Raw genomic sequence first — 24,911 nt, forward strand, 5'->3', positions numbered from 1 at the left:
TCGGCGGGATATCTCAAGCTCAAGATGCAGGAGTGGAACGCCTTCGTGAACCACTTCTCCCACTGGGAACGCGACAACACCCTCGATATCTGAACCAAAAATGCGCGCCCGCGATGCCGGGCCCGCATCATGGAAAACGGCGCCCCGAGGGGCGCCGTTTCGCATGTCGGGGGGAGCGCTCAGGCGCGGGCCGCCGCCTCGATCTGTGCCTCGAGCATCGAGCCGGTCTCGATGAAGCGCTGGTGCCAAGACAGCGCCTCGGTCAGCAGATGCGGCGCGTGCTTGCCCCAGCTGCCCGAGATCGAGCGGGCGAAGTAATCCTCGAGCATCGGGCGATAGGCCGGGTGGGCGCAGTTGCGGATGATCAGCTCGGCGCGCTTGCGCGGCGCCAGGCCGCGCAGGTCGGCCAGGCCCTGCTCGGTGACGATCACCTGCACGTCCTGGCTGATGTGGTCGACATGGGCCGCCATCGGCACGATCGCCGAGATCTTGCCGCCCTTCGCCGTCGAGGGGGTCATGAAGATCGACATGAAGGCGTTGCGGGCGAAGTCGCCCGAGCCGCCGATGCCGTTCTGGATCCGCGAGCCCATGACATGGGTCGAGTTCACGTTGCCGTAGATGTCGGCCTCGATCAGCCCGTTCATCGCGATCACGCCCAGACGGCGGACGAGTTCGGGGTGGTTCGAGATTTCCTGCGGGCGCAGGATCAGCTTGGTGCGATAGTGATCGGCACGCGCGTTCAGATCATGGGCGCGTTCGGGGCTGAGCGAGAAGGCGGTGGCCGAGGCCATGCGCAGCTTGCCCGCGTCGATCATGTCGAGCATGCCGTCCTGGATCACCTCGGTGAAGGCGGTCATCGGCTCGAAGGGGGCGTTGATCAGGCCGGCCATCACCGCGTTCGGCACGTTGCCGACGCCCGATTGCAGCGGCAGCAGCGCCTTCGGCAGGCGGCCCTTCTTCACCTCATGGGCGAGGAACTCGAGAATGTGTTCCGCGATCGCCTGGGCCGAGCCGTCGGGCTTCGAGAAGGGCGCGTTGCGGTCGGCGGCGTCGGTCTCGATGATCGCCACGACCTTCGAGTGGTCGACGTGGAAATGCGGCTCGCCGATGCGCTGATCGGGCGCGATCAGCGGGATCGGCACGCGGTGCGGCGGCAGGCGGGTGCCGTAATAGATGTCGTGCATCCCCTCGAGCGATTCCGACTGCCAGCGGTTCACCTCGAGGATGATCTTGTCTGCGCGATCGAGCCAGGTCTTGTTGTTGCCGACCGAGGAGGAGGGGATCAGCTGACCGCCGGGCGTGATGCCCGAGATCTCGACCACGGCGAAGTCGAGTTCGCCATAGAGCCCTTCCCAGACCATCGGCGCGACCTGGCTCAGGTGCATGTCGACGTAATCCATCTCACCGCGGTTGATGCGCTCGCGCAGGATCGGGTCGGAGTTGTAGGGCAGGCGGAACTCGATGCCGTCGGCGCGGGCCAGCGCACCGTCAAGCTCGGGGCCGGTCGAGGCGCCGGTGAGCACGCGCACGCGGAACGGGCGGCCCTGCGCGTGTTCGGCCTCTGCGCGGGCCGCGAGCGCCACCGGCACCGCCTTCGGATAGCCCGAGCCGGTGAAGCCCGACATGCCGATCGTGGCACCGTGCGGGATCAGCGCGGCCGCATCTTCGGCGCTCATCACCCGAGCGGCAAGGCCGGCGTGGCGCAGGCGGGCGTTCGTCTTGCTGGTGGTCATCTGGCTCCTCCCAAACCCCTGAGGTCGCAGCAACGGTCGTTCATATTCCGTCGCGCGCATGAAACTATCCGAAAGCAGAATGCCGCGCGTTTGTCGATGGCGTAACAGACATGCGCCCCGTGCATGGCTTTCGCAAGAATGTTAGGCGCGGCCTGTCAGCCCGCGCCGAGCAGCACGGCGAGGTGATAGGTGACGAAAGACCCCACCCAGGCCAGCACGAACATGTAGCCGAAGGTGAGCCACATCCAGCGCGCGCCGCCCGCCTCGCGCCGGATCACGGCGAGGGTCGAGATGCATTGCGGCGCGAAGATATACCACACGAGGAGCGAGAGCGCGGTGGCGAGGCTCCAGTTCGCGGCAAGGATCGCACCAAGCGCCGAGGTGCTGTCGCCGCCCACGGCATAGACCGTGGCAAGGCCCGAGACGGCGATCTCGCGCGCTGCCATGCCGGGCACCAGCGCCACGGCGATCTGCCAGTTGAAGCCGATCGGCGCGAGGATCGGTTCCAGAAGATGGCCGATCATCGCGGCGAAGGAATAGAGGATCGGCGGCTCGGTCGCGCCCGCCGGCGCGAAGGGGAAGGTGGCCAGCAGCCAGATCAGCACCGTCATCGCGAAGATCGTGGTGCCCGCGCGTTTCAGGAACGCCTTCGCCCGGGTCGAGAGCCCGATCGCCACCGAGCGCGGCCGCGGCAGCTTATAATCGGGCAGGTCGAGCATGAAGGGCGGCGAGGGCTCGCGCCGCCAGAACATGAACTTCGCCGCGGCCGAGACCGCCAGCGCCGAGACGATGCCGGCGGCGTAAAGGCCGAACATCACCAGCCCCTGCAGGCTGAGCACGCCGAGCACATGGCGCGCCGGGATGAAGGCCGAGATGATCAGCGTATAGACCGGGATCCGCGCCGAGCAGGTCATCAGCGGTGCGACCAGGATCGTCGTCAGCCGGTCGCGGCGGTTGTCGATCACCCGCGCCGCCATGATCCCGGGCACGGCACAGGCGAAGGAGGACAGCAGCGGGATGAAGGCGCGCCCGTGCAGCCCCGCGCCGCCCATGATCTTGTCCATCAGGAACGCCGCCCGCGCCATGTAGCCAAGGTCTTCGAGCAGCAGGATGAAGAGGAACAGGATCAGGATCTGCGGCAGGAACACCAGCACGCCGCCCACGCCCGCGATCACCGCATCCAGAAGGAAGCTCTGCACGATGCCCGCGGGCACATGCGCGGCGACGAAACCGCCCACCACGCCAAAGCCCGCGTCGATCAGGTCCATCAGCGGCGCGGCCCAGGTGAAGACCGCCTGGAACATCACGAAGAGCAGCACCAGCAGGAAGACGAGGCCGAAGACCGGGTGCAGCAACACGCGGTCGATGCGGTTCGTCAGCGTGTCGGGCAGCTCGGGCTCGGTCACCGCGCGCGCGATCAGCCGGTCGGCGGCGCGGTGGCTCAGCCGCAGGTCCGCCGCATTGGGCGGGCTCCACAGGTTCGGGCCGGGCTCGGGCACGCCGCGGGCAAGGATCGCGTCGAGCTCGGCGTGCAGCGCATCGAGCCCGCCCTTGCGCACCGAATTCGCGGTGACGACCGGCACGCCCAGGGTTTCGGAAAGCGCGTTGGTGTCGATCTCGATGCCGCGGTGGCGGGCGATGTCGATCATGTTCATCACCAGCACCATCGGCAGGCCGGTGGCGGCAAGCTCCATCGCCAGCCGCAACCCCGAGCGCGGCGCCGAGGCATCGGCCACGACCAGCAGCAGGTCGGGCACGCGTTCGTTGTGATGGCGACCAAGGACCACGTCGCGGGTCACCACCTCGTCGGGGCTGCGCGCGCGCAGGCTGTGGGTGCCGGGCAGGTCGATGACCCCGATCGAGGCGCCCGAGGGCAGCTTCGCCAGCCCCGCCTTGCGCTCGACGGTGACGCCCGAATAGTTGCCCACATGCTGGCGCGAGCCGGTCAGGGCGTTGAAAAGCGCGGTCTTGCCGCAGTTCGGCGGGCCGACGATCGCCAGGCGAAGGTCGTCGGGGCGCGCCGCGGCGGGCGCGGGAGTGTCGCAGCAGTCCATCTGGTCCGGTTCAGGAAACGAGGATCGCCATCGCCTCGCGACGGCGCAGCGCCACGGTGGCGCCGTTCACCCGCACGGCGATCGGATCGCGGCCGAAGAGCCCCTCGTGCAGGATCGCGACGCGCGCGCCCTCGACGAAGCCAAGCTCGATCAGCCGCCGTTCCATCTCCTCGGCGGGCAGGGTGTTCGAATGGGCGGCGGGCAGGATGCGGAAGACATGGCCGGAAAAGCCCCTGTGCAGGGCCCCGAGCGGACGATGCGCGGCCTCGGGCACGTGACCCGGCAGGCTGGCGGCGTCGATCGGCTGCGGCGAGATCATCATCTCCGGTTCCCTCCGTTCTGGGCCGGCGGGCTGTGCGGGGCCACGGTTCGGGCCGGGCGACAGCGCGTCGATGTGCCCTTCATACTATTCCGAGTGAAGCAATCAAGAATATTCCCGCGGCTCGCGCGGGAATGTGATGCGGCGCGCTGCCGCAAGGTTCCGGGCGCCGGACCCGGCGGGGGTCTTGCGCGGGGCGCGGGCGCCGCGCAGGATCGGCGCGGCAGCGGAGGAGGCGATGGACGCAGACCAGATCATGGCGGGCAGGCGACAGTCGGGGCGGCCGCGCAAGGCGCGCGCGCCGGTGCCGGCGACGCGTGCGGGCGCGATCGACGCCGCCTATCTGGCGCAGGCCCCGGCCGCGCATCGCCGCGCCCATGCGCAGGTGCTGACCCCGCCGGATCTTGCCGCGCTGATGGCCGAGTGGATCGCCGCGGCGCGCCCCGCGACGCTGCTCGATCCGGCCTTCGGCACCGGCATCCTCGCCCGCGCCGTCGCCGCCCGCCGCCCCGGCATCGCCGTCACCGGCTGGGAGGTCGATCCCGAGATTGCCGGGGCGGGGCAGGCGGCCTGCGCGGCGGAGGGGCTGGAGCCCGATCTGCGGCTTGGCGATTTCCTCGCCAGCGCGCCCGAGCCGGTCGAGGCGGTGATCGCCAATCCGCCCTGGCTGCGGCCGCTCGCGGGCAACGGGCTGCGCGCGCAGATCCGGGCGATGGCGGTGCGCACCGGGCTGCCGCTGCAGGGCGCGGTGAATGCCTATACCTTGTTCGTGATCGAGGCCTGCCGGCGGCTGCGCCCGGGCGGGCGCGGCGCCTTCCTGCTTCCGGCCGAATGGGCGAATGCCAATTCCGGCGCGGTGCTGAAGGAGTTTCTCCTCTCCCGCGGGCTGCTGCGCCGGCTGGTCTCGGTGTGCAACCTGCGCCCGGTCTTTGCCGATGCGCTGACCACGGCGAGCCTTGTCCTGGTCGAGGCGCCGCGTGCGGGCGAGGCCCTGCCCGAGACGATCGACTGCCTCTTCGTGCCCGAGGGCGCGGCGCTGCCCGGCCCGGGCACCTCCGGCCGGCCGGTGCCGGTGGCGGCGCTGCGCGCGGCGCCGAAATGGGACGTGCTCTTGCGCGATCTGCCCGAGGCCCCGCCGCCGGGCTTCGTCCGGCTGGCCGCGCTTGCCACCACCCGGCGGGGCCTTGCGACCGGGGCGAACGGCTTCTTTCACCTGAGCCGGGCCGCGGCGCTTGCGCAGGGCATCGCGCCGCACCGGTGGCGCGCTTGCGTGGCAAAGGCGGGCGATGCGCCGGGTCCGGTCTTCACCGCCGCCGATCTTGACGCGCTCGAGGCGGCGGGGCGGCCCACGGTCTTTCTCGACCTGACACCGCCGCTCGCGCCCGCCGAGGCGGCCTATGTCGACGCGGGGGCCGCCGAGGGGCTTGATGCGCGCTTCCTCACCCGCAACCGCACGCCCTGGCACGCGCCCGAACGGCTGTATGTCGCGCCGATCTGGGCCGCGACCTTCGCCCGCGACCGGCTGCGCTTCGTGCTGAACGAGGCGGGCGCGCTGCAGCTGACCGCCTTTCACGGCATCTTTCCCGAGCGGCGCGACCGCGCCTTCCTGCGCGCGCTGACCGCCTGCCTGAACGCCACGCCGGTCGCCGATCTGGCCGAGGCGCAGCTGCGCCGCTATGGCGGCGGCCTGCGCAAGATCGAGCCGCGCGACCTCGCGGAGATCGCCGTGCCCGACCTGCGCCGGGTGCCGCCCGCGCGGCTGGCCGCGCTTGGCCGGGCATTGACCGCATTGAACGAGGGCCGGCGGGGCGCACAGGCGCGCCTCGACCGGCTGGTGGAGGAGGTCGCGGCCGAGATCGCGACAAAACCGGAGGAGAGCACATGAAACTTCTGCGATGGGGCGCGGCGGGGGCCGAACGCCCGGGGATGCTGGCGCCCGATGGCACGATCCGCGACCTTGGCGGCGTGCTGACCGATCTGTCGGGCCCGGCGCTTGCGCCCGAAAGCCTGGCCCGGCTGGCCGCGCTCGACCCCGCGACCCTGCCCGTGGTGGCGCCCGGCACCCGGCTTGGCCCGCCGGTCGCCGGCACCGGCAAGGTGATCTGCATCGGTCTGAACTATGCCGATCACGCCGCGGAGTCCGGCATGGCGGTGCCGCCCGAGCCGGTGATCTTCCTCAAGGCGCCCTCGGCGATCTCGGGGCCCGACGACCCGGTCGAGCTGCCGCGCGGCGCCGAAAAGCTCGACTGGGAGGTGGAGCTGGCCTTCGTCATCGGCACCCGCGCGAAATACGTCGAGGAAGCCGCGGCGATGGATCATGTGGCGGGCTACATGCTGGCCAATGACGTCAGCGAGCGCGCCTTCCAGACCGAGCGCGCCGGGCAATGGACGAAGGGCAAGAGCCACGACACTTTCTTCCCCTGCGGCCCCTGGCTCGTCACCCGTGACGAGATCGCCGATCCGCAGGCGCTGGCGCTTGGCGCCTCGGTCAATGGCGCGGTGATGCAGGCCGGCACCACGGCGACGATGGTCTATGGCGTGCGCTTCCTGGTGAGCTATCTCAGCCGCTTCATGACACTCGAGCCCGGCGACATCGTCACCACCGGCACGCCGCCCGGCGTCGGCATGGGGATGAAGCCGCCGCGCTTCCTGCGCCCGGGCGATGTGGTCGCGCTGACGGGCGAGGGGCTGGGGATGCAGCGCCAGCGCGTGGTGCCGGCATGAGCGGGGCCGCCTTCACCCGTCTTGCCGCCGGCAATGCCACGCGCCGCACCGGGTTCGGTTACGCCGAGCGCCGCGCCGCGCTGATCGCCCTTGCGACGGCGATCCGGGCGCATGAGGCCGAGATCATGGCGGCGCTCGCCACCGATCTCGGCAAGCCCGAGACCGAGACCCGGCTGACCGAGATCGTGCCGGTGCTGGCCGAGATCCGCCATACCCTCGCCCATCTGCGGCGCTGGATGAAGGTGCGCCGCGCGCTGCCGACGCTTGCCATGCTCGGCACCCGCGCCCGGCTGCGGCCCGAGCCGAAGGGCACGGTGCTGGTCATCGCGCCCTGGAACTATCCGTTCTCGCTCGCCCTCGGCCCGCTCGTCTCGGCGCTGGCGGCCGGCAATGGCGCGGTGGTGAAACCCTCGGAACTGGCGCCTGCGACCTCGGCGTTGATCGTGCGCCTGGTCGCCGCCGCGCTGCCCGAGGATCTGGTGGCGGTGATCGAGGGCGGGGTCGAGACCTCGACGGAACTTCTGGCGCTGCCCTTCGACCACATCTTCTTCACCGGCTCGCCCGCGGTCGGGCGGGTGGTGATGGCGGCGGCGGCGAAGACGCTCGCCTCGGTCACGCTGGAACTCGGCGGCAAGTCGCCGGTGATCGTCGGCCCCGGGGCGGATCTGAAGCGCGCCGCGCGGATGGTCGCCTGGGGGAAATTCGCCAATGCCGGCCAGACCTGCATCGCCCCCGACCACGTCTTCGTGCCGCGCGCGCAGGAGGCGGAGTTCCTGACCGCGCTGCGGGCCGAGATCGCGCGCATGTATGGCACCGATCCGCGCGCCTCGAACAGCTTCGCGCGGATCGTGAACACGCGCCATTTCGCGCGTCTGAAGGCGATGCTCGACGAGGCGCGGGCGGGTGGGGCGGAACTTGCGGCAGGCGGCGAGGCCGACGCGGCCGCGCGCTATCTCGCCCCCACCGTGCTGACCCGCACCGATCCGACGATGGCAGTATCGCGCGAGGAGATCTTCGGCCCGGTGCTGCCGGTGATCGCCTATGACGACCTCGACGCGGTGCTCGGCCAGATCGAGGCGGGAGAGAAGCCGCTCGCGCTCTACCTCTTCGAGCGTGACCGCGCGGTGATCGAGCATATCAGCGCCGCCACCACCTCGGGCGCGCTCGGGGTGAACATCACGCTCGCGCATTACCTGCACCTGAACCTGCCCTTCGGCGGTATCGGCAATTCCGGGCTCGGCGCGGCGCACGGGATCTGGGGCTTTCGCGCCTTCAGCCATGAAAAGCCGGTGCTCGAGGATCGCTTCTCCTCGCTCGGCCTCTTGATGCCCCCCTATACGGGCGCGAAGGCGCGGCTTGCGAAACTGGTGCAGCGGCTCGTGGGATAGGCCGGGCAGGGGGCGCTGCCCCCTCTTGGCTGCGCCAATTCACCCCCGAGGTATTTCCGGCAAGGAGAAAGCGCGAAGGGTCTTCCGCTTCCAATTGCCGCAAATATCCCGGGGGTGAGGGCGAAGCCCGAGGGGGCAGCGCCCCCTTCTGCCGCCCGCCCCCTTGCCCGCAGGGCGGATTTGCCGCAAACCGGGCCGGTCGCAGGGAGGGAACGGACATGGGCGAGGCAACGGAGGGCCGGGCGCGGCTCGGGCTCGAGGGGATCGCGGCGCTGGCGCTGCCGCCGCTGTTCTGGGCGGGCAATTTCATCGTCGCGCGCGCGGCGCGTGGCGAGGTGCCGCCGATGGCGCTGTCCTGCGTTCGCTGGGGCCTTGCGCTGCTGTGCATGCTGCCCTTCGCCTGGCCCTATCTCAAGCGCGACGCGGCGTGGTATCGGGAGAACTGGAAGCTCGTGGCGCTGGTCGGCATTCCGGGCGTCACCGGCTTCAACACCCTCGTCTATGTCGGGTTGCAATACACCACCGCGACCAACGGCATGTTGCTGAACTCGACGATCCCGGTGCTGATCCTGGTGCTGGGTGCGCTGTTCTGGGGGCGGAAGATGCGCGCGCTGCAGGCGTTCGGCCTGCTGGTCTCGACCTTCGGCGTGGCCGTCATCATCTTGCATGGCGAATGGCAGCGGCTGGTGACGCTGGAATTCTCGCGCGGCGACCTGATCATCTTCGTCGCGATGATCTGCTGGGCGCTTTACACCCTTGGCCTGACGCGGATCCCGGCCTCGGTCAACCGGCTCGGGCTGCTCGCCGTGCACAGCGCGATGACGCTCGTGCTGCTGGCCCCCTTCCTCGGGCTCGAGATCGCCTCGGGCCGGGTGCCGAGCTTTTCCGGCGCCGGCATCGCGGCGATGCTTTACGTGGGCGTCGTGCCCTCGGTGCTGGCGACGCTGCTTTACATGCGTGCGGTCTCGATCGCCGGGCCGGCGCGGGCGGGGCAGTTCATCCACCTGCTGCCGGTCTATGGCGCGGTGCTCTCGACGCTGTTCCTGGGCGAGGAGCTGCACCTCTATCATGCCGTCGGTTTCGGGGCGATCCTGGCCGGCATCGTGATCGCCGGGCGGGCCGGGCGCTGACGCAGCGGCAGGGCTGACGCGGGGGCAGGGCGGGCGCGCCCTTTCCCTGTCGCGCCGCGGGCCTAGATAGGCCGCGGAAGGAGCCCGCCATGATCCCCTATTCGATCCTCGATCTCTCGCCCATTCCCGCCGGTGCCAGCGTGGCCGAGGCGCTGGCGAACAGCGTTTCGCTTGCCCGCCATGCCGAGGCGCTCGGCTTTCACCGTTACTGGCTTGCCGAGCATCACAACTCGACCGGCATCGCCTCGGCTGCGACGGCGGTGGTGATCGGCCATGTCGCGGGCCAGACCCACAGCATCCGCGTGGGCTCGGGCGGGATCATGCTGCCGAACCATTCGCCGCTGCAGGTGGCCGAGGCCTTCGGCACGCTCGCCACGCTCTATCCCGGCCGCATCGACCTGGGCGTCGGGCGCGCGCCCGGCACCGACCAGCGCACCGCGCAGGCGCTGCGGCGGGGGATGAGCGGTGCCGACCGCTTCCCCGAGGATGTGGTCGAGCTGATGGGCTTCCTGGGCGAGGCCGACCCCGAGGCGCCGGTGCGCGCGGTGCCGGGGCAGGGCACGCATGTGCCGGTGTGGATGCTCGGCTCGTCGCTCTTCGGCGCGCAGCTTGCGGCCTATCTCGGCCTGCCCTACGCCTTCGCCAGCCATTTCGCCCCCGACATGCTGGGCGAGGCGCTCGAGGCCTATCGGGCGCGCTTCCGCCCCGGTGTCACCGCGGCACCGCGCTTCATGCTGGCGGTCAACCTCTTTGCCGCCGAGACCGATGCCGAGGCGCATCTGCTGCGCTCCTCGATGCTGCAAAGCTTCATCAACCTGCGCCGCGGCGCCGCGGGGCCGCTGCCGCCGCCCTGTGCCGATCTGACCACGGTCGCGACCCGGGCCGAGATCGCCATGGCCGAACGCGCGCTGCGGGTCGTCGCGGTCGGCAGCCCGGCCACGGTCGAGGCGCAGCTGCGCAGCTGGATCGACACCTGGCGCCCCGACGAGGTGATCCTCACCGGCCATATCCATGACCACCACGCGCGGCTGCGCAGCTTCGAGATCGGCGCCGAGGTGATGCGGCGGCTCGGCTAGGCCTGCCAGGCCGAGGCAAGGGTGAGGCCGACCAGCCCGACGAGGAAGATCCCCTTCTGCCAGCCCGGCACCGGCAACCGCGCGAGCGTGCCGGGCAGCCACATCACCACGCAGGCCGCGGCGTAGAGGATTGCCAGGCGCAGGCCGAAGGCGGTGAGCGCGCGCTCGCTCTCGGCGGCCTTGCCGAGCACGTCCTGCGCCGCGAGCAGGGCGAAGGCGCCGGCGATGATGCCGGTGAGGAAGGCGATGCCCTCGCCGACGATGTCGGTCATCATCTCGACCGCGGGACGGCTTGGCAGGGCCAGCACGAACAGGCACCAGACCCCGAGCATCGCCCCCATCTGCCGGAAGCTGAGCAGCGATTGTGGCAGATGCGCCCAGCTGGCGACCGAAAGCGGCGCTCCCTCGCCGGCGAGGAAATGCAGGATCTGGGTGCCGAGGAGCGTGAAGAGGAAGGCGAGGGCGCCGGCGAGCATCAGCAGCGCCGCCTGGATGAAGAGTTCGCCGAACGTCCCGAGCGTGGTGAAAAAGCGCGACATGAAAGCTCCCCGGTCTCTGTCTTTCGTGATAACCCGGCCTTGGCCCATGCGTAAACCCGCCGGTTGCGGCAATCAGCGCTTGCATCGCGCGCGCCATGGCCTATAAGGCGCGGACTTCCGCATTCATGTGAACCGGCGGAGCCTCTCGTGGTGGGCCGCGGAAGTCACTGGCCCTCCTATGAAGCCGCCCGAGAAACAGGAGCAAACATGCCGCTTTACGAGCATGTCCTCATTGCGCGCCAGGACCTGTCCAACGCGCAGGCCGAAGGTCTCGTCGAACACTTCTCGACCGTTCTCGCCGACAACGGCGGCAAGGTCGTTGCCTCGGAATACTGGGGCGTGAAGACGATGGCCTACAAGATCAACAAGAACCGCAAGGGCCACTACGCCTATCTGCGCACCGACGCCCCCTCGGCCGCGGTGCAGGAGATGGAACGTCTCGCCCGCCTGCATGACGACGTCATGCGCGTTCTGACCGTCAAGGTCGATGCGCACGAAGACGGCCCGTCGGTGCAGATGCAGAAACGCGAAGAGCGCGACGACCGTCGCGAGCGTCGCGAACGCCGTTGATCGAAAGGACCTGACCCATGGCCAACAAACCGTTTTTCCGTCGCCGCAAGGTCTGCCCGTTCTCGGGCGAGAACGCGCCGAAGATCGACTACAAGGACGTCCGTCTGCTGCAGCGCTACATCTCCGAGCGCGGCAAGATCGTGCCCGCCCGCATCACCGCCGTCTCGGCCAAGAAGCAGCGTGAACTCGCCCGTGCCATCAAGCGCGCGCGTTTCCTCGCCCTGCTCCCCTACGCCGTGAAGTAAGGAGCGAGACCCATGCAAGTCATCCTGCTGGAACGTGTGGCCAAGCTCGGCCAGATGGGCGAGGTCGTGAACGTCAAGGACGGTTACGCCCGCAACTTCCTGCTGCCGCAGGGCAAGGCCCTTCGCGCGTCGGAAACGAACATCAAGTCGTTCGAGGCCCGCAAGGCGCAGCTCGAGGCCCGCAACCTCGAGACCAAGAAGGAAGCCGAAGCTCTCGCCGAGAAGCTTGACGGCCAGACCTTCGTGGTCATCCGCTCGGCCTCAGATTCGGGCGCGCTCTACGGCTCGGTCACCCCGCGTGACGCCGCTGACGCCGCGACCGCCGGTGGCTTCTCGCTCGACCGCAAGCAGGTCGCGCTGAAGGCGCCGATCAAGGATCTCGGCCTGCACGAAGTGCATGTCGTGCTGCATCCGGAAGTCGACGTCACGATCGTGATGAACGTCGCCCGTTCGGCCGAAGAAGCCGAACTGCAGGCGTCGGGCAAGTCGATCCAGGAACTCGCTGCCGAGGCGGAAGCCGAAGCCGAGTTCGAGATCGCCGAGCTCTTCGACGAAGTCGGCGCTGCTGCCGGCGACGAGGAATAATCGGGCCCAACCGCCCGGTGACCGGAAACCGCGCCCCTCGGGGCGCGGTTTTTTCATGTGCGGCCGATGGCGCGCCGAGAGCGGCGCCCGGGGGGGGGCGTGCCTTGAAGGGGGCGTGCCGGCACGATAGGGTGGCGCGACGATGGAGGTGACGATGGCGCAACGGGTTTCGGTCTTTGGCTGCGGCGTGCAGAAGGGCGGCACGACGACCCTTCATGCCTATTTCGCCGATCATCCCGGGTTGTCGGCGCCAAGCCGCAAGGAAACGCATTTCTTCGACGACGAGACGCAGGACTGGTCCTTGCCCGACTATCGCTGTTACGACGCGTTCTATCCCGGCGCGGTTCGGGGCCGGCTGCGGTTCGACATCACCCCGATCTACGGCTATTGGGAACCGTCGCTCGCCCGCATCCAGGCCTACAATCCCGAGGCGAAGCTGATCTTCCTGTGGCGCGATCCGTTCCACCGGGCGCTGTCGCACTGGTCGATGGAGGTCGGTCGCGGCGACGAGAGCCTGGGCTTTTCCGAGGCGCTTGCGACCGAGGAGGAACGCCTTGTCGTGGCGGGTCCGCTCGGTCAGGCGCGGCGGGTGCAATCCTATGTCGACCGCGGCCGCTATGCGAGCCAGCTGCGCCGCGCCTATGCGCTGTTCCCGCGCGAGCAGATCCTGAACCTGCGCTCGGAAGACCTGTTCAAGGCGCATATGGACACGCTCGACCGGATCGCCACCTTCCTCGGCATCGCCCCCTTCGCCAAGGTCGAGGCGAAGCACGAGATGAAGCGCCGCAGCAAGGGTGGGCGGAAAGGCGCGAGCCGGGCCGATTTCGATTTCGTCGCAAGCCGGCTTGCAGGCGAGATGGAGGAGTTCGCGGCGTTGAGCGGGCTCGACATCTCGGGCTGGATGAAGCCGCCTTCGGACGAGCCCGAGGCCCCGAAGGACGAGCCGAAGGGGATCCTGGCGCGTCTCTTCCGCTGAGATCCCGGGCTTTTCGAGGAAAACCGGAGTTTCTGAAAAACACGAAACGGCCGCGGCAGGACCGCGGCCGTTTTCGTTTCATCGGATCTCGAACCTGTCGGCACAGAAAAAGGGCCGCCCGAGGGGCGGCCCTTCCGAATGCGGTCGGGCGGGTCGATCAGACCTCGTCGAGAGCCTCGATGGCCTTCTGCAGGTCTTCCTTCGAGACTTCCTTCTCGGCGACTTCGGCACCGTTGACGATGAAGTCGACGACCTTGTCCTCGAAGATCGGGGCGCGCAGCTGCTGCTGCATCTGCGGGTTCTGCTGCACGAATTCGAAGAAGGCGCGCTCCTGGCCCGGATACTGGCGGGCCTGGTTCAGCACGGCCTGGGTGAACTCGGCGTCGGTCACTTCGATTTCCTGCTTGCGGCCGAGCTCGGCGAGCAGCAGGCCAAGGCGCACGCGGCGTTCGGCGAGCTTGTTGTGCTCGTCGGTCGGTTCCATCGCGCCGTGGTCGTGGCCGTGATCGTCCGGGTGCTCTTCGTGATAGAGCTGGTGGGCGATCTGATGCGCCTCAGCCTCGACCAGCGACGGCGGCAGGTCGAACTTGACCTTCGCGTCGAGCACGTCGAGCAGGCCGCGCTTCAGGATCGCGCGGGCCGCGCCCTGATATTCGGCTTCCAGACGCTCGGCGATCTGCTTCTTCAGCGCCTCGAGGTCCTCGGCACCGAACTTCTTCGCCAGCTCGTCGTCGAGCTCGGCCGCCTTCGGCGCCTTCACCTCGTGCACGTGGCACTTGAAGGTGGCTTCCTGGCCCGCGAGATGCGCCGCACCATATTCCGCCGGGAAGGTGACCTTCACTTCGACATCGTCACCGGCCTTGGCGCCGACGAGCTGATCCTCGAAGCCCGGGATGAACGAGTTCGAGCCGAGCACGAGCGGGTATTTCTCGCCCTTGCCGCCTTCGAAGGGCTCGTCGCCGAGGAAGCCTTCGAAGTCGATGACGACCTGGTCGCCCTCTTTCGCCTTCGAGCCCTTGCGGCGGTCCTCGAAGCTCTGCGCGGTCTTGGCGAGGTTTTCGAGCGCCTCGGCGACGGCGGCCTCCTCGGCCTTCACCACCAGCTTCTCGAGCTTGACGTCGCTCAGGTCGACTTCCGGGATCTCCGGCAGCGCTTCGTAGGAAACGTTGACGATGACGTCATCGCCTTCCTTCCAGTTCTCGCCGCCTTCCATCTCGACCTTCGGCTGCATCGCCGGGCGGTCGCCGGTCTTCTCGAAATGCTCTTTCATCGCGCCGTCGACGGCGTCCTGCATCGCATCGCCCAGAACGCGCGGGCCGAACTGCTTGCGCAGCATCGCCATCGGCACCTTGCCCTTGCGGAAGCCCTTCATCTCGATCTCGGGCTGCGCTTCGAGCAGCTTCTCGGTGACAGTCTTCTCGAGTTCGGCCGCGGTGACGGTGATCTGGTAGCCGCGCTTGAGGCCGTCGTTGAGGGTCTCGGTGACCTGCATGGGTTTTCCTCTGTCTCAAAGGCGCGCCCGGTAGCGCGCGCAATTCCGAATTTCAGCCGCCCTTCTATTGGGCGCGCGTCTTGGTGGCAAGGTGAAAAGGCAAGGTCCGGGCGGCTTCGGCGGCGGCGGGCGGGGCCGGGGCGGGATGCCGCGCCCCCTTGCCGCCTCGGTCGCCGCCGCCTAGTGTCGGGCCGAGACGACGGAGACCCCCATGAGCCCGAAACGCAGCATCTTCGAAGAGGTCGGCGCCGAGAAGCCCGCCACGCCCACCGCCCCCAGGGGCGGGCTGATCGACGCCCGCCCGAAAGGCGCGCGCGCCGCGATCCGGGTGTGGCTGTTCGCGCTGTTCGCGCTGGTCGCGACGATGATCGCGCTTGGCGGCGCGACCCGGCTCAGCGATGCGGGCCTCTCGATCACCGAATGGAAGCCGGTCACCGGCATCTTGCCGCCGCTGAATGACGCCGACTGGCAGGCCGAGTTCACCAGATACCAGGCGACGCCGCAATTTGCCCTGGCGAATGCGACGATGGATCTGGCCGGGTTCAAGGCGATCTACTGGTGGGAATGGGCGCATCGCGCGCTTGGCCGGATGATCGGCCTGGTCTGGGCGGCGGGCTTCGCGGGCTTTGCGCTGACGCGACGGATCCCGAAGGGCTGGGGGCTGCGGCTTTTCGGTCTGGGCGTGCTCGGCGGGCTGCAAGGCGCGATCGGCTGGTGGATGGTCAGCTCGGGGCTGGGCGACGGCATGACCTCGGTCGCCTCCTACCGGCTTGCCGTGCATCTCGGCATCGGCTTCACCATCCTCGGCCTCATCGCCTGGTATGCGCTGCTTCTGGGCCGCAGCGAGGCCGAGCTTCTGCAGGCCCGCCGTCTGGCCGAGCCGCGGCTTTTCGGCATGGCGACGGGGGTGCTGCATCTGGCCTTCCTGCAGGTGCTGCTTGGCGCGCTGGTCGCCGGCATCGACGCCGGGCGCGGCTTCACCGATTGGCCGCTGATGGGCGGGCAATTCCTGCCGCCCGAGCCGTTCTCGCTCACGCCGCTGTGGCGCAACTTCTTCGAAGACCCGGGGCTGGTGCAGTTCGACCACCGGATGATCGGCTATCTCGTGCTGATCTTCGGCGCGGTCACCGCACTGCGCGGCCGCCGTTCGGCCCATGGCGCGACCCGCACCGCCTTCGCCTGGATGGGCGCCTGGCTTCTGGTGCAGGTGGCGCTTGGCATCGTCACGCTGATCCATGCCGCGCCGATGGCGCTTGGCCTTGCGCATCAGCTGGGGGCGGTGGTGGCCTTCGTTCTCATCCTGCGCGCGCGCTTCCTGGCGCGTTACCCGCAGGTGCAATCCATCAGGGGGGGAGCAAGATGACGGCATTTCAAGAGCTTGTCGCGTTTCAGCGCGAGACCGAGGCACTGGCCAGCATCGCCGAACGGCTGGGCTGGGACCAGGAGACGGTGATGCCCCGCGGCGCGGCCGAACAGCGCGCCGAGGAGACCGCCGCGCTCGAATCCGTGCTGCACGCCCGCCGCACCGATCCGCGGATCGAGGACTGGCTTGCCCGGGCCGAGGCGGAAACGCCGTTCGAGGCGCGCTTCCTCGACCTCGCCGGGCGCAGCTACAACCGCAACACCCGGGTGCCGGCGCGTCTGGCGACGGAGCTTGCCCGCCTCACCTCGCTGTCGCAAGGGATCTGGGCCGAGGCGCGGGCCGAGGAAAACCCTGCCGCCTTCGTGCCGGTGCTGAAACAGGTGCTGGCGCTGAAGCGCGAGGAGGCCGAATGCCTGGCCGACGGCGATCTGTACGACGCGCTGCTGGATGACTACGAGCCTGGCGCGACCCACCGTTCCCTTGGTGCGATGTTCGACCGGATGCGGCCGCGGCTTGTGGCGCTGCGCGAGCGGGTGCTTGGCGCCGAATTCCGCCCGCCGGTGCTCGATCAGGTCTTCCCCGAGGCGGCGCAGTTGCGTCTCGCCCGGATCTGCGCCTCGGCCTTCGGCTATGACTGGAGCTGCGGCCGGCTCGACATCGCGGTGCATCCCTTCTCCTCGGGCTCGGGGCGCGACGTGCGCATCACCACGCGCGTGGTGGAAAGCGATCCGTTCAACTGCCTCTATTCGACGATCCACGAGACCGGCCACGCCTGCTACGAGCTCGGCATCGACGAGGAATACGCCTTCACCCCGATGGGGCATGGCGTGTCGATGGGCGTGCACGAAAGCCAGAGCCGGATCTTCGAGAACCAGATCGGCCGCTCGGCCGCCTTCACCGGCTGGCTCTATCAGCGCATGACCGAGGCCTTCGGCGATTTCGGCATCTGCACGCCCGAGGCCTTCCACGCCTGCGTGAACCGGGTCACCCCGGGCTTCATCCGCACCGAGGCGGACGAGCTGCATTACAACCTGCACATCATGATGCGCTTCGATCTCGAGCGCGACCTGATCGCCGGGCGGCTTGCGGTCGACGACCTCGAGGAGGCGTGGAACGCCCGCTTCGAACAGGATTTCGGCGTCGCCGTGCCCACGCCCTCGCAGGGGTTCCTGCAGGACGTGCATTGGGCGGTGGGGCTCTTCGGCTATTTCCCGACCTATGCGCTTGGCAACGTCTATGCCGGCTGCCTGCACCAGACGCTGCGTGCGGCACTCCCCGATCTCGACGCCTCGCTGGCCGGTGGCTCGGCGCGGCCCGCGACCGAATGGCTGCGCGAGAGTCTGCATCGCCACGGCGGGCTGCGCCCGCCCGTCGAGACGATCGAGGCGGCCTGCGGCTTCGCCCCGACCGAAGGGCCGCTCCTTGACTATCTCGAGGCGAAATTCGGCGCGATCTACGGGCTTTGACCGCGACGGCCGTCAGGCCCGAGGGGGCAGCGCCCCCTCGCGCGGGCTCAGCCGCAGCCGGATGCCGTCCTTGCCGCGCACCGTCAGATGCGCGACCGGCACCGGCACCGCGCCCGCCACCGTCTCGAAGCGGAAGGCGCGGGTGAGCAGCGACAGCAGCAGCGGTCCCTCGGCCATGGCAAAGCCGGCGCCCGGGCAGACCCGCGGGCCGGTCGAGAACGGGATATAGGCGCAGCGCTGCGCCTCCTTGCCGTTTTCGCTGTCCCAGCGGGCCGGGTCGAAGCCGTCCGGGTTGTGCCAGATCCGTTCGTGCCGGTGCAGGTGCCAGGGGCTGATCACCACCTGCGCCCCCTTCGGCACCGGGCGCTCGCGGAAGGTCTCGGGGCAGCGCGCCTCGCGCACGAACATTGGCACCGGCGGATAAAGCCGCATCGCCTCGCGGAACACCGCGCGGCTGAGTTTCAGCCGGTTCAGGATCGAGAAGGAAGGGATTTCCTCGCCGATGACGGTTTCGGCCTCGCTGGCAATTCGGTCCTGCCAGTCGGGGTTCTGCGCAAGCAGATAGAGCGACCAGGCGAGCGCCGAGGCCGAGGTCTCGTGCCCGGCGAGGAAGAAGATCGCCACCTGATCGACCATCTCGGATGTCCCGAAGCACGCACCCGTCACCGGGTCGGGGGTGGTCATGATCTTTGTCGCGAGGTCATCGGGCGCGGTGCCCGCCGCGATCTCGGCGGCGCGGGCGGCGGTGAGACGCTCGATCAGGGCGCGGATGCGGGCGGCGGTGCGTTTCGTCGCGCGGGAATGAAAGCGCGGGAACCAGCGCGGCAGCGGCAGGAGCGCGCCGAGATTGACCACCGGCGAGGCGTTCTGATGGGTGCGGAACTCGTGGAAGACGGCCGAGGCGGTGGCATCCTCGATCGGGATCGAGAACAGGGTGCGGAAGATCACGTCGGCCGCGGCATGCGAGGTTTCCGCCTCGATCTCAATCGGTTCCGGGCTGATCTTCGTGCTCAGCCGGGTGACGCAGGCCTGGCCCGCCTCCCACATCGCGGGGAAGGTGTCGCGCAGGCGGCCGCCCTCGAAGGCCGGGTCGATGATCCGGCGCTGGCGCAGCCAGGTCTCGCCATTGGTCAGGAACACGCTGTCGCGCAGCAGCGGCGCCAGCCCCTCGCGCACCCGGTCGGATTTCGGGAAATCCATCGGCCGCTCCTTCAGCACGCGGGCGACAAGCGCGGGGTCGTTGCACAGGAAGGAGCGGAAGAAGGGGGTGCGGAACTCGGCCATCCAGGCGCGGTAGAGCCGCGCGGGCTGCGCCGAGAGGATATCGGCGCGAAACAGGCGGAAATAGCGCCAGAGCGACACCCTGTCGGGGCGCGGGTCGGGTTTCGGGGGCAGAGGTGCGGTCATGCGATCGTGGTAAAGCGGTTCGCGGCGCGCTCAATGCGGCTTTTTGACGGGGGGCGGTCGCGGAACCGCTCGGCCAGCGTCTGCGGGCCGGCGGTGATGCGGAAGTAATCGTATTCGCCCGGTCGGTCGAAGGCGCACAGATACTGGAAATGCAGCCGGAAGAAGCGCCAGCGCAGCGCCTTCCAGCGCTCGGGGCTGAGGGTCTGGGTGAAGGCCGCCGAGAGGATCAGCGGCTGGATCTGATCGGGCGGCGCGACGCCCGTCACCTTGACCGGGTCGCACAGCGCAAAGGCACAGCCGTCGCCCGGGGCGGTGACATCGACCCAGCTCAGCTCGGTCCGCGCGCCAAGAAAGGCGAGGTCGGCGCGCAGCCGGGTGGCGCGGGGCAGGAAGCTGACCATCGGCACGACCTGGCCGAGCGAGAGGAAGCCGAGCGCGGGGCCCGTGGCGGGCACGCGGCCCGAGCGGATCAGGTCCGAAAGGATCGAGACGGCGAGATGCGCGCCCGAGCTGTGGCCGACGACCAGCACCTCGTCCCAGTCCTCGGTCAGCGCCTGCGCGATGGTGTCGGCGAAGTCCGCCATCCGCGCCTCGAGCCGCGGCGGGTTGGCGCCGCCCCACCGCGCGGTGAAGGCATAGTCGTGCATCAGGTAATAGGCATAGAACTTGCCGTCCTTCGCCCGGAACCAGCGCAGCGTGAAGGCCAGCACGGCGGCGCCAAGCACCAGCCCCGCAAGCGCGCGGAACGGAAAGGGCGGCAGCAGGGCGAGCAGCACCGCGGCGATGGCCCAGCCGAGCAGCGCGCCCACAAGGGCCTGGGCCAGCAGGGCAAAGATCGGGTAGAGCGCGGCGATGATCGGTCCCTTGCGCAGCCGCATCAGCCGGAAAAGCGCGCCCGAGCCGATATAGGTCCAGGCGGTGCGAACCAGCTGCGCATAGGTTTCGGGGATCGAGGCGCCCATGCTGTCGCGCACGATGTCGGACCAGACCAGCACCTCGACCGCGGCCTCGACCGTCTCGCCCGCCTGCACCGAGCGCACGCGCCAGCCATAGGGGCCGCCGCCGCGCTTCGGGGCGAGAGCGATCTCATAGCCCGAGATCCCGGCCTGTGCGGTGCCTTCCTTGCGATAGAGCTCGCGATAGCGGCGCGGGTGGATCGGGTCATAGCCCGGGATGTAGAACACCCGGCGCCGGCGCACGCGGCGCGCCTCCTCTGTCTGCGGCTGATCTGCGGTCATGCTGGCCCCGGTTTTTTGCGAGACTAGCGGGCAAAACCGGCGAAGGTAAGGCGTTAACCCTGCCAGCGGTCGAGATGGCGGCGGATCGCGGAGATGCGCTCGGGCGCGGCGGGGTGGGTGGCGAGCCAGGCGGGCATCGCGGTGGTGCCGGTCAGCGCCTCGAGCTTCTCGAACAGCGCGATCTGCGGGCCGGCGCCATAGCCCGCCTTGATCAGCAGCGCGGTGGCGAATTCGTCGGCCTCGAACTCGTCGCGGCGGCTGAGTTTCGCGGCAAGCGCCGTGGTCAGCGTGTTGGCGATCCAGACGCCGGCGAAGGGGATCATCCGGCCGAGAACGCCGGTCAGCACGGTGCGCAGGGCGTTCTGTCCGGTGAAGTCGATCATCCGACGTCGGGCATGGCCATGCGCGACGTGCCCGAGCTCATGCGCGATGACGGCGCCGATCTCCTCGGCGCTGATCCGGCCCTGGCGGTGTAGGCGCAGGAAGCCCTCGGTCAGAAAAACGCGGCCGTCAGGGGTGGCAAGGCCGTTCACCGCCTCGACCTCGTAGACATGGACGGGCACGGTGGCGACGCCAAGCGCGGCGGCGAGGCGGTCGAGCACCGGGGCAAGGCGGCTGTCATTGAGCCGGCGCGATTTCGCGTCGAGCGAGCGGGCAAGGCTGCGCGCCGAGACGTGCCACAGCACGAGGCCATAGGCGAGCATCAGCAGGATGGGCAGAAGGCGCAGCAGCATGGGGCCGATGTGGGGGCTTCGGGCGGGGGCGTCAAGCGCCGTTCCGCGCGGTCGCGCGCAGCGCATGCCACAGCCACCAGCCAAGGGCGAGGGCCGCGGCGCCGGCGCCGAGAAATCCGACGGCGTTTGCCGCAAGGTCGGCCGCCGCCTGCAGGTTCGCCCCGAAGACGATGCCCAGCCCGACATAGGCCGCGACCCAGACCGCTTCGCCCAGCAGATCGGCAAGCGCAAAGCGCGGATGGGCAAAGCCCGAGGCGCCGGCGGCAAGGTTCACCCAGGGACCGAGCGCCGAGAACAGCCAGCGGCTGAGAAACACCGTCACCACGCCGCGCCGGCGCAGGCTTGTCATCGCCGAGGCGACCAGATCGCCGCGCCGCGTGCCCGGCTCTGGCAGCCAGTGCCCGGCCCGGCGGCCGAGCAGGAAGCCGAGCTGATCGCCCGCCACCGCGCCGGCATAGGCGGCCGCGGTCACCATGGGCAGCGACAGATCGCCCGAGGCGACGAAGGCGCCCGCCGCGATCATCATCAGCGACGAGGGCACCGGCAGCGCCAGACAGCTGAGGAAGGTGGTCAGCCCGAGCAGCGCCGGCCCGTAGAGCGGCAGCTGTGCGAGGAACCAGTCGGACAGGTCGGCGAGGCTCATTTCGGCGGCTGGTCCGGATCGGCGCCGGGGGCGAGCGGGGTGAGCGTCGGCAGCACGGCCGCAACGTCGTCGAGCAGCTGCGTCACCGGAATGCCGCGATCGCGCGCGATCTCCTCGAGCGAGCGCCGGCCGCCGTCGCGCGGGCCGAGCACCGCATCGAGTGCGCCGTTCGGCAGGTGCCAGCTGCGCGCGAGATAGCCCGGCGTCATCCAGGGCTCGGGCATCTGCCTGTGATGCGCCGGGTTCGACCAATAGAGTGCCCGCACCACCATCCGCCCGCCGAAGAAGGCGGTCAGCCCCACGGCCAGCGCAAAGGCGATGAGCACGAGGCGCTGCTCGTGCCAGAGCCGGGCGAGGGCGGCGCGCAACCTCATCCGAGGGTCCGCATCGCACGGGTGATGCCGTCGAGGGTCAGCGGGAACATCCGCCCCTCGAATTCGCGCTGCACGATGCCGATCGAGGCGGTATAGCCCCAGTGCCGCTCGGGCACCGGATTGAGCCAGGCATGCGCGGGCCATTGCTCGCGGGCGCGGGCAAGCCAGAGCGCGCCGGGTTCGGGGTTCCAGTGCTCGTTCGCGCCGCCCGCATGGGTGATCTCGTAAGGGCTCATCGAGGCGTCGCCGACGAAGATGCACTTGTAGTCGGGACCGAAGCGATGCAGCACCTCCCAGGTCGGCGTGACCTCGTCCCAGCGGCGCTTGTTCGACTTCCACACCCCCTCGTAAAGGCAGTTGTGGAAATAGAAATGTTCGAGATGCTTGAACTCGGCCCGGGCTGCCGAGAACAGCTCCTCGACCAGTTTCACATGCGCATCCATCGAGCCGCCGATGTCGAGAAACAGCACCACCTTGACGGCGTTGCGCCGCTCGGGCCGGGTCTTGACGTCGATATAACCCGCCTCGGCCGAGGCGCGGATCGTGCCGGGCAGGTCGAGTTCCTCATGCGCCCCGGCGCGGGCCCATTGCCGCAGCCGCTTCAGCGCCACCTTGATGTTGCGCGTACCGAGTTCGACCGTGTCGTCGAGATCCTGGAATTCCCTCTTGTCCCAGACCTTTACGGCGCGTTGATGACGTGACTTGTCCTGCCCGATGCGGACCCCCTCGGGGTTGTAGCCATAGGCGCCGAAGGGCGAGGTGCCGGCGGTACCGATCCATTTCGAACCGCCCTGGTGGCGCTCCTTCTGCTCGGCCAGGCGCTGGCGCAGCGTCTCCATCAGCTTGTCGAAACCGCCAAGCGCCTCTATCGCCGCCTTCTCCTCCTCGCTGAGGTACTTTTCGGCGAGCTTCGCCAGCCAGTCGCCGGGCAGATCGAGCGCCTCGAGCACCGCCTCGGGGGCGATCGCCTCGATGCCGGAAAAGGCCTCGGCGAAGGCGCGGTCGAAACGGTCGAGATGGCGCTCGTCCTTCACCATCGTGGTGCGGGCGAAATAGTAGAAACCGTCGAGATCATAGGTGCACAGCCCCGCCGCCAGCCCCTCGAGAAAGGCCAGGTATTCGCGCAGCGAGACGGGCACGCCGCCGCGCCGCAGGGCTTCGAAGAAGGGCAGGAACATCCGCGCCTCACACCATCCGGTTCAGCACGATGGTGACGAAAAGCCCCGCAAGCGCAAGAAGAATGCCGAAGACCGCCGCATATTGCAGCTGATCAAGCCCGTTGCCACCGCGCCGCCGCGCCCGTGCCGCACCGATCAGCGCGCCGATCACCAGCCCTGCCAGAATATACATCCCGCCTCCCCGGATGCGGCCGGGCAGCGCCGGCTCAGTTCACCTGCGCCCCGGCCCCGGCCAGCGCCGCCACCTCGGTGGCGCGGGCCCGGACGGCGGCGTCCGAACCAAAGCCATAGCGTGCCCAGTGCTGCGAGTCGAGCCAGGCGGCCCGGGCCCCGGCACTGTCGCCAAGCGCCTCGCAGGCCTCGGCACGGATCATCGAGAGCGTCGCGCTCAGCGCGGCATTCTCGGCCGTGCGCGCGGCCGGCAGGGCGCGTTCGCTCAGCGCGCGGGCCGTGTCGGGCTGGCCCGAGGCGAGGGCAAGGGCCGCAAGCTGCATGTCGACATGGGCGGCCTGCACCGCGGCGCCGGGCGTGGCGCGGAAGATCGCGCCCGCCGTGCGGAAGGCGGACAGCGCCGCCTGCGGATCGTCCCGCAGGCTGAGCCGGCCGAGCGCGAACAGGGCAAAGCCCGTGCGGCTGTCGCTCCAGCCCTCGGCGCGGGCGATCTGCACCGCCTGCGCGGCCGCGGCCTTGCGCCGGGCCGGCGTGCCGGTGCCGAAGGCCGTGTCGATCGCGCGCGAGAAGCGCGGCGGCGTCGGATCGGCGGGGAGCGGCGTGACGGCGCCGCCCGCGGGGTTGATCCGGGCCAGCACCGCGGGCAGCCGTGCCGCCACCTCGGCCTCGGTCATGCCCGAGTGCAGCTCGGGCGCATAGGTCGCGCGCAGGATCAGCATGTCGTGGCGCGTCAGCACCGCCTGGAAATTGTCGTCGTTCCAGATCGAGTCGGGCAGACGGTAGAGGTCGTTCAGCGGGCCGAGCGCCTGGCTGACCTCTTCGTGCAGGCAGTCGCGCAGCTCCTGCGGGCTCGCCTCGGCGGGGATGAAGACGGTGGCGTCGCGGCGCACCGTCTGCGTCGCCCAGTCGGTGGTGCGGTCGCGCCGGCGGGCGCGGTAATCGTCCCAGCCCGCGACATTCGGCACGACGAAGCAGGCGGCGCCCGGCACCTCGGCCTGCAGCACCCGTTTCGGCACGAAATCGAGGGTGATCCGGTTCGCCCCGCCAAGGCCGGTGCCGATCGCGATCCCCGCCTCGGCGCGCAGCCGCGCGGTCAGCCGGTCAAGCTCGGCGGGCGCGGTCGCGGGGACGGCGCCGGCAAGGGACATGTTCACCGGACCCTCGAAGCGGGTGAAGACCGGCAGGGCACGCCCGGTTTCCAGCGCGAAGGACAGCTCGCGGAAATCGCGGGCCAGTGCCGCGTTCGAGAGCACCGAGGGGCGCGGTGTCGCCGCCGGGGCGGGCGCGTCGAGCGGCATCCGCGCGCTCTCGGCCGCGGCGCGGGTCGGCGGCACCTGTGCCGCGGGCGCGGCGCAGGCGGCAAGCGTCGCGGCAAGGCCGAGCGCCGCGAGCGCGCGCAGCGGTGCGGCAAGGACCGCGCGGGGCGTGGAAATCGTCGGACGCATGGCAGTGCGGTCCCTTGGAGGCTGTCGAACGTGATGCCTCAGCTTCGGCCGGCAAGCGCCT

General features: G+C 69.6%; 24 protein-coding genes. 11 read left to right on the forward strand and 13 right to left on the reverse strand.

What is annotated here, in order from left to right:
• Positions 1–179 precede the first annotated feature (179 nt).
• The 3 genes from DYS74_RS06455 to DYS74_RS06465 all read right to left on the reverse strand — a co-directional run bounded on the left by DYS74_RS06455 (position 180) and on the right by DYS74_RS06465 (position 4,109).
• Positions 180–1,733 (reverse strand): acetyl-CoA hydrolase/transferase family protein, encoded by a 1,554-nt coding sequence (locus DYS74_RS06455; protein ID WP_220668829.1) that lies wholly within the window; start codon positions 1,731–1,733, stop codon positions 180–182.
• Between the two features lie 155 nt (positions 1,734–1,888).
• Positions 1,889–3,787, reverse strand: a complete 1,899-nt coding sequence (gene feoB, locus DYS74_RS06460; protein ID WP_121532079.1) for a ferrous iron transporter B — start codon at positions 3,785–3,787, stop codon at positions 1,889–1,891.
• Positions 3,788–3,797: 10 nt separating this feature from the next.
• Positions 3,798–4,109, reverse strand: coding sequence for a FeoA family protein (locus tag DYS74_RS06465; protein WP_240664463.1), 312 nt, complete (start codon positions 4,107–4,109; stop codon positions 3,798–3,800).
• Positions 4,110–4,344: 235 nt separating this feature from the next.
• On the opposite strand from DYS74_RS06465, the gene DYS74_RS06470 reads away from it, so the two are divergent.
• The 5 genes from DYS74_RS06470 (at position 4,345) to DYS74_RS06490 (ending at position 10,424) form a co-directional block, all read left to right on the forward strand.
• Positions 4,345–5,991, forward strand: coding sequence for an Eco57I restriction-modification methylase domain-containing protein (locus tag DYS74_RS06470; protein ID WP_183077474.1), 1,647 nt, complete (start codon positions 4,345–4,347; stop codon positions 5,989–5,991).
• Complete coding sequence (locus DYS74_RS06475; RefSeq protein ID WP_121532083.1) at positions 5,988–6,830, forward strand: fumarylacetoacetate hydrolase family protein; 843 nt, start codon at positions 5,988–5,990, stop codon at positions 6,828–6,830. Before DYS74_RS06470 ends, DYS74_RS06475 begins: the two co-directional genes overlap by 4 nt.
• Positions 6,827–8,218 carry an aldehyde dehydrogenase family protein gene (locus DYS74_RS06480; RefSeq protein ID WP_121532085.1) on the forward strand — a complete coding sequence of 464 codons (1,392 nt, stop codon included), beginning with the start codon at positions 6,827–6,829 and terminating at the stop codon, positions 8,216–8,218. Before DYS74_RS06475 ends, DYS74_RS06480 begins: the two co-directional genes overlap by 4 nt.
• Positions 8,219–8,436: 218 nt before the next feature.
• The gene (locus DYS74_RS06485) at positions 8,437–9,348 is read left to right on the forward strand and encodes a DMT family transporter (RefSeq protein ID WP_121532087.1); all 912 of its coding nucleotides are present in this window, start codon (positions 8,437–8,439) and stop codon (positions 9,346–9,348) included.
• An 89-nt stretch (positions 9,349–9,437) separates the two neighbouring features.
• Positions 9,438–10,424 (forward strand): LLM class flavin-dependent oxidoreductase, encoded by a 987-nt coding sequence (locus DYS74_RS06490; RefSeq protein WP_121532089.1) that lies wholly within the window; start codon positions 9,438–9,440, stop codon positions 10,422–10,424.
• Here the strand turns inward: DYS74_RS06490 and DYS74_RS06495 are convergent.
• Entirely contained in the window at positions 10,421–10,963 is a 543-nt protein-coding gene (locus DYS74_RS06495; RefSeq protein WP_121532091.1) for a hypothetical protein, read from the reverse strand. The genes DYS74_RS06490 and DYS74_RS06495 overlap by 4 nt on opposite strands.
• Before the next feature lie 207 nt (positions 10,964–11,170).
• Between DYS74_RS06495 and rpsF the strand changes: the two genes are divergently transcribed.
• From rpsF to DYS74_RS06515, 4 genes are all read left to right on the forward strand, one after another.
• Positions 11,171–11,533 (forward strand): 30S ribosomal protein S6, encoded by a 363-nt coding sequence (gene rpsF, locus DYS74_RS06500; RefSeq protein ID WP_121532093.1) that lies wholly within the window; start codon positions 11,171–11,173, stop codon positions 11,531–11,533.
• Between the two features lie 17 nt (positions 11,534–11,550).
• Positions 11,551–11,778 carry a 30S ribosomal protein S18 gene (gene rpsR / locus DYS74_RS06505; RefSeq protein ID WP_068765176.1) on the forward strand — a complete coding sequence of 76 codons (228 nt, stop codon included), beginning with the start codon at positions 11,551–11,553 and terminating at the stop codon, positions 11,776–11,778.
• A 12-nt stretch (positions 11,779–11,790) separates the two neighbouring features.
• Positions 11,791–12,363: a 50S ribosomal protein L9 gene (gene rplI / locus DYS74_RS06510; protein ID WP_121532095.1), complete on the forward strand. Its 573-nt coding sequence runs from the start codon at positions 11,791–11,793 to the stop codon at positions 12,361–12,363.
• Positions 12,364–12,517: 154 nt separating this feature from the next.
• On the forward strand, positions 12,518–13,339 hold the full coding sequence (locus DYS74_RS06515; protein ID WP_183077475.1) for a sulfotransferase family protein: 822 nt from the start codon (positions 12,518–12,520) through the stop codon (positions 13,337–13,339).
• Positions 13,340–13,496: 157 nt separating this feature from the next.
• Here DYS74_RS06515 and tig read toward each other — a convergent pair whose 3' ends face one another.
• The gene (gene tig / locus DYS74_RS06520) at positions 13,497–14,831 is read right to left on the reverse strand and encodes a trigger factor (RefSeq protein ID WP_121532099.1); all 1,335 of its coding nucleotides are present in this window, start codon (positions 14,829–14,831) and stop codon (positions 13,497–13,499) included.
• 211 nt (positions 14,832–15,042) lie between these two features.
• Between tig and ctaA the strand changes: the two genes are divergently transcribed.
• Together ctaA and DYS74_RS06530 are read left to right on the forward strand one after the other, a co-directional pair.
• Positions 15,043–16,194: a heme A synthase gene (gene ctaA / locus DYS74_RS06525; protein ID WP_121532101.1), complete on the forward strand. Its 1,152-nt coding sequence runs from the start codon at positions 15,043–15,045 to the stop codon at positions 16,192–16,194.
• Entirely contained in the window at positions 16,191–17,660 is a 1,470-nt protein-coding gene (locus tag DYS74_RS06530) for a carboxypeptidase M32 (protein ID WP_121532103.1), read from the forward strand. Before ctaA ends, DYS74_RS06530 begins: the two co-directional genes overlap by 4 nt.
• A gap of 12 nt (positions 17,661–17,672) precedes the next feature.
• Here the strand turns inward: DYS74_RS06530 and DYS74_RS06535 are convergent, their stop codons facing one another.
• The 8 genes from DYS74_RS06535 to DYS74_RS06565 are packed head-to-tail and all read right to left on the reverse strand — an operon-like array spanning position 17,673 to position 24,850.
• Positions 17,673–19,067, reverse strand: coding sequence for a cytochrome P450 (locus DYS74_RS06535; protein ID WP_121532105.1), 1,395 nt, complete (start codon positions 19,065–19,067; stop codon positions 17,673–17,675).
• Positions 19,064–20,305 carry a hypothetical protein gene (locus DYS74_RS06540; protein WP_121532107.1) on the reverse strand — a complete coding sequence of 414 codons (1,242 nt, stop codon included), beginning with the start codon at positions 20,303–20,305 and terminating at the stop codon, positions 19,064–19,066. The genes DYS74_RS06535 and DYS74_RS06540 overlap by 4 nt, the downstream gene beginning before the upstream one ends.
• A 53-nt stretch (positions 20,306–20,358) precedes the next feature.
• Entirely contained in the window at positions 20,359–21,036 is a 678-nt protein-coding gene (locus tag DYS74_RS06545) for a M48 family metallopeptidase (protein WP_121532509.1), read from the reverse strand.
• Between the two features lie 34 nt (positions 21,037–21,070).
• A complete protein-coding gene (locus DYS74_RS06550; RefSeq protein WP_121532109.1) occupies positions 21,071–21,682 on the reverse strand; it encodes a DedA family protein in 612 nt (203 codons plus the stop codon).
• Positions 21,679–22,056 (reverse strand): hypothetical protein, encoded by a 378-nt coding sequence (locus DYS74_RS06555; protein WP_147435463.1) that lies wholly within the window; start codon positions 22,054–22,056, stop codon positions 21,679–21,681. Before DYS74_RS06555 ends, DYS74_RS06550 begins: the two co-directional genes overlap by 4 nt.
• A complete protein-coding gene (locus DYS74_RS06560) occupies positions 22,053–23,234 on the reverse strand; it encodes a vWA domain-containing protein (RefSeq protein WP_121532112.1) in 1,182 nt (393 codons plus the stop codon). The genes DYS74_RS06555 and DYS74_RS06560 overlap by 4 nt, the downstream gene beginning before the upstream one ends.
• 7 nt (positions 23,235–23,241) lie before the next feature.
• On the reverse strand, positions 23,242–23,406 hold the full coding sequence (locus DYS74_RS18610; RefSeq protein ID WP_164879965.1) for a hypothetical protein: 165 nt from the start codon (positions 23,404–23,406) through the stop codon (positions 23,242–23,244).
• A 34-nt stretch (positions 23,407–23,440) separates the two neighbouring features.
• Positions 23,441–24,850, reverse strand: a complete 1,410-nt coding sequence (locus DYS74_RS06565) for a DUF2927 domain-containing protein (RefSeq protein ID WP_121532114.1) — start codon at positions 24,848–24,850, stop codon at positions 23,441–23,443.
• Between the last annotated feature and the right edge of the window lie 61 nt (positions 24,851–24,911).

The organism is Paenirhodobacter hankyongi, assembly GCF_003664585.1.
GTDB classification, from domain to species: domain Bacteria; phylum Pseudomonadota; class Alphaproteobacteria; order Rhodobacterales; family Rhodobacteraceae; genus Rhodobacter; species Rhodobacter hankyongi.

Bases quoted from the DNA above. Each gene is read 5' to 3' on its own strand.
- DYS74_RS06465 (WP_240664463.1), bottom strand. From the start codon at position 4,109: ATGATGATCTCGCCGCAGCCGATCGACGCCGCCAGCCTGCCGGGTCAC.
- DYS74_RS06560 (WP_121532112.1), bottom strand. From the start codon at position 23,234: ATGTTCCTGCCCTTCTTCGAAGCCCTGCGGCGCGGCGGCGTGCCCGTC.
- rplI (WP_121532095.1), top strand. From the start codon at position 11,791: ATGCAAGTCATCCTGCTGGAACGTGTGGCCAAGCTCGGCCAGATGGGC.
- feoB (WP_121532079.1), bottom strand. From the start codon at position 3,787: ATGGACTGCTGCGACACTCCCGCGCCCGCCGCGGCGCGCCCCGACGAC.
- rpsF (WP_121532093.1), top strand. From the start codon at position 11,171: ATGCCGCTTTACGAGCATGTCCTCATTGCGCGCCAGGACCTGTCCAAC.
- DYS74_RS18610 (WP_164879965.1), bottom strand. From the start codon at position 23,406: ATGTATATTCTGGCAGGGCTGGTGATCGGCGCGCTGATCGGTGCGGCA.
- DYS74_RS06485 (WP_121532087.1), top strand. From the start codon at position 8,437: ATGGGCGAGGCAACGGAGGGCCGGGCGCGGCTCGGGCTCGAGGGGATC.
- tig (WP_121532099.1), bottom strand. From the start codon at position 14,831: ATGCAGGTCACCGAGACCCTCAACGACGGCCTCAAGCGCGGCTACCAG.
- DYS74_RS06475 (WP_121532083.1), top strand. From the start codon at position 5,988: ATGAAACTTCTGCGATGGGGCGCGGCGGGGGCCGAACGCCCGGGGATG.
- DYS74_RS06530 (WP_121532103.1), top strand. From the start codon at position 16,191: ATGACGGCATTTCAAGAGCTTGTCGCGTTTCAGCGCGAGACCGAGGCA.
- DYS74_RS06565 (WP_121532114.1), bottom strand. From the start codon at position 24,850: ATGCGTCCGACGATTTCCACGCCCCGCGCGGTCCTTGCCGCACCGCTG.
- DYS74_RS06495 (WP_121532091.1), bottom strand. From the start codon at position 10,963: ATGTCGCGCTTTTTCACCACGCTCGGGACGTTCGGCGAACTCTTCATC.
- DYS74_RS06490 (WP_121532089.1), top strand. From the start codon at position 9,438: ATGATCCCCTATTCGATCCTCGATCTCTCGCCCATTCCCGCCGGTGCC.
- rpsR (WP_068765176.1), top strand. From the start codon at position 11,551: ATGGCCAACAAACCGTTTTTCCGTCGCCGCAAGGTCTGCCCGTTCTCG.
- DYS74_RS06535 (WP_121532105.1), bottom strand. From the start codon at position 19,067: ATGACCGCACCTCTGCCCCCGAAACCCGACCCGCGCCCCGACAGGGTG.
- ctaA (WP_121532101.1), top strand. From the start codon at position 15,043: ATGAGCCCGAAACGCAGCATCTTCGAAGAGGTCGGCGCCGAGAAGCCC.
- DYS74_RS06550 (WP_121532109.1), bottom strand. From the start codon at position 21,682: ATGAGCCTCGCCGACCTGTCCGACTGGTTCCTCGCACAGCTGCCGCTC.
- DYS74_RS06540 (WP_121532107.1), bottom strand. From the start codon at position 20,305: ATGACCGCAGATCAGCCGCAGACAGAGGAGGCGCGCCGCGTGCGCCGG.
- DYS74_RS06455 (WP_220668829.1), bottom strand. From the start codon at position 1,733: ATGACCACCAGCAAGACGAACGCCCGCCTGCGCCACGCCGGCCTTGCC.
- DYS74_RS06480 (WP_121532085.1), top strand. From the start codon at position 6,827: ATGAGCGGGGCCGCCTTCACCCGTCTTGCCGCCGGCAATGCCACGCGC.
- DYS74_RS06555 (WP_147435463.1), bottom strand. From the start codon at position 22,056: ATGAGGTTGCGCGCCGCCCTCGCCCGGCTCTGGCACGAGCAGCGCCTC.
- DYS74_RS06470 (WP_183077474.1), top strand. From the start codon at position 4,345: ATGGACGCAGACCAGATCATGGCGGGCAGGCGACAGTCGGGGCGGCCG.
- DYS74_RS06515 (WP_183077475.1), top strand. From the start codon at position 12,518: ATGGCGCAACGGGTTTCGGTCTTTGGCTGCGGCGTGCAGAAGGGCGGC.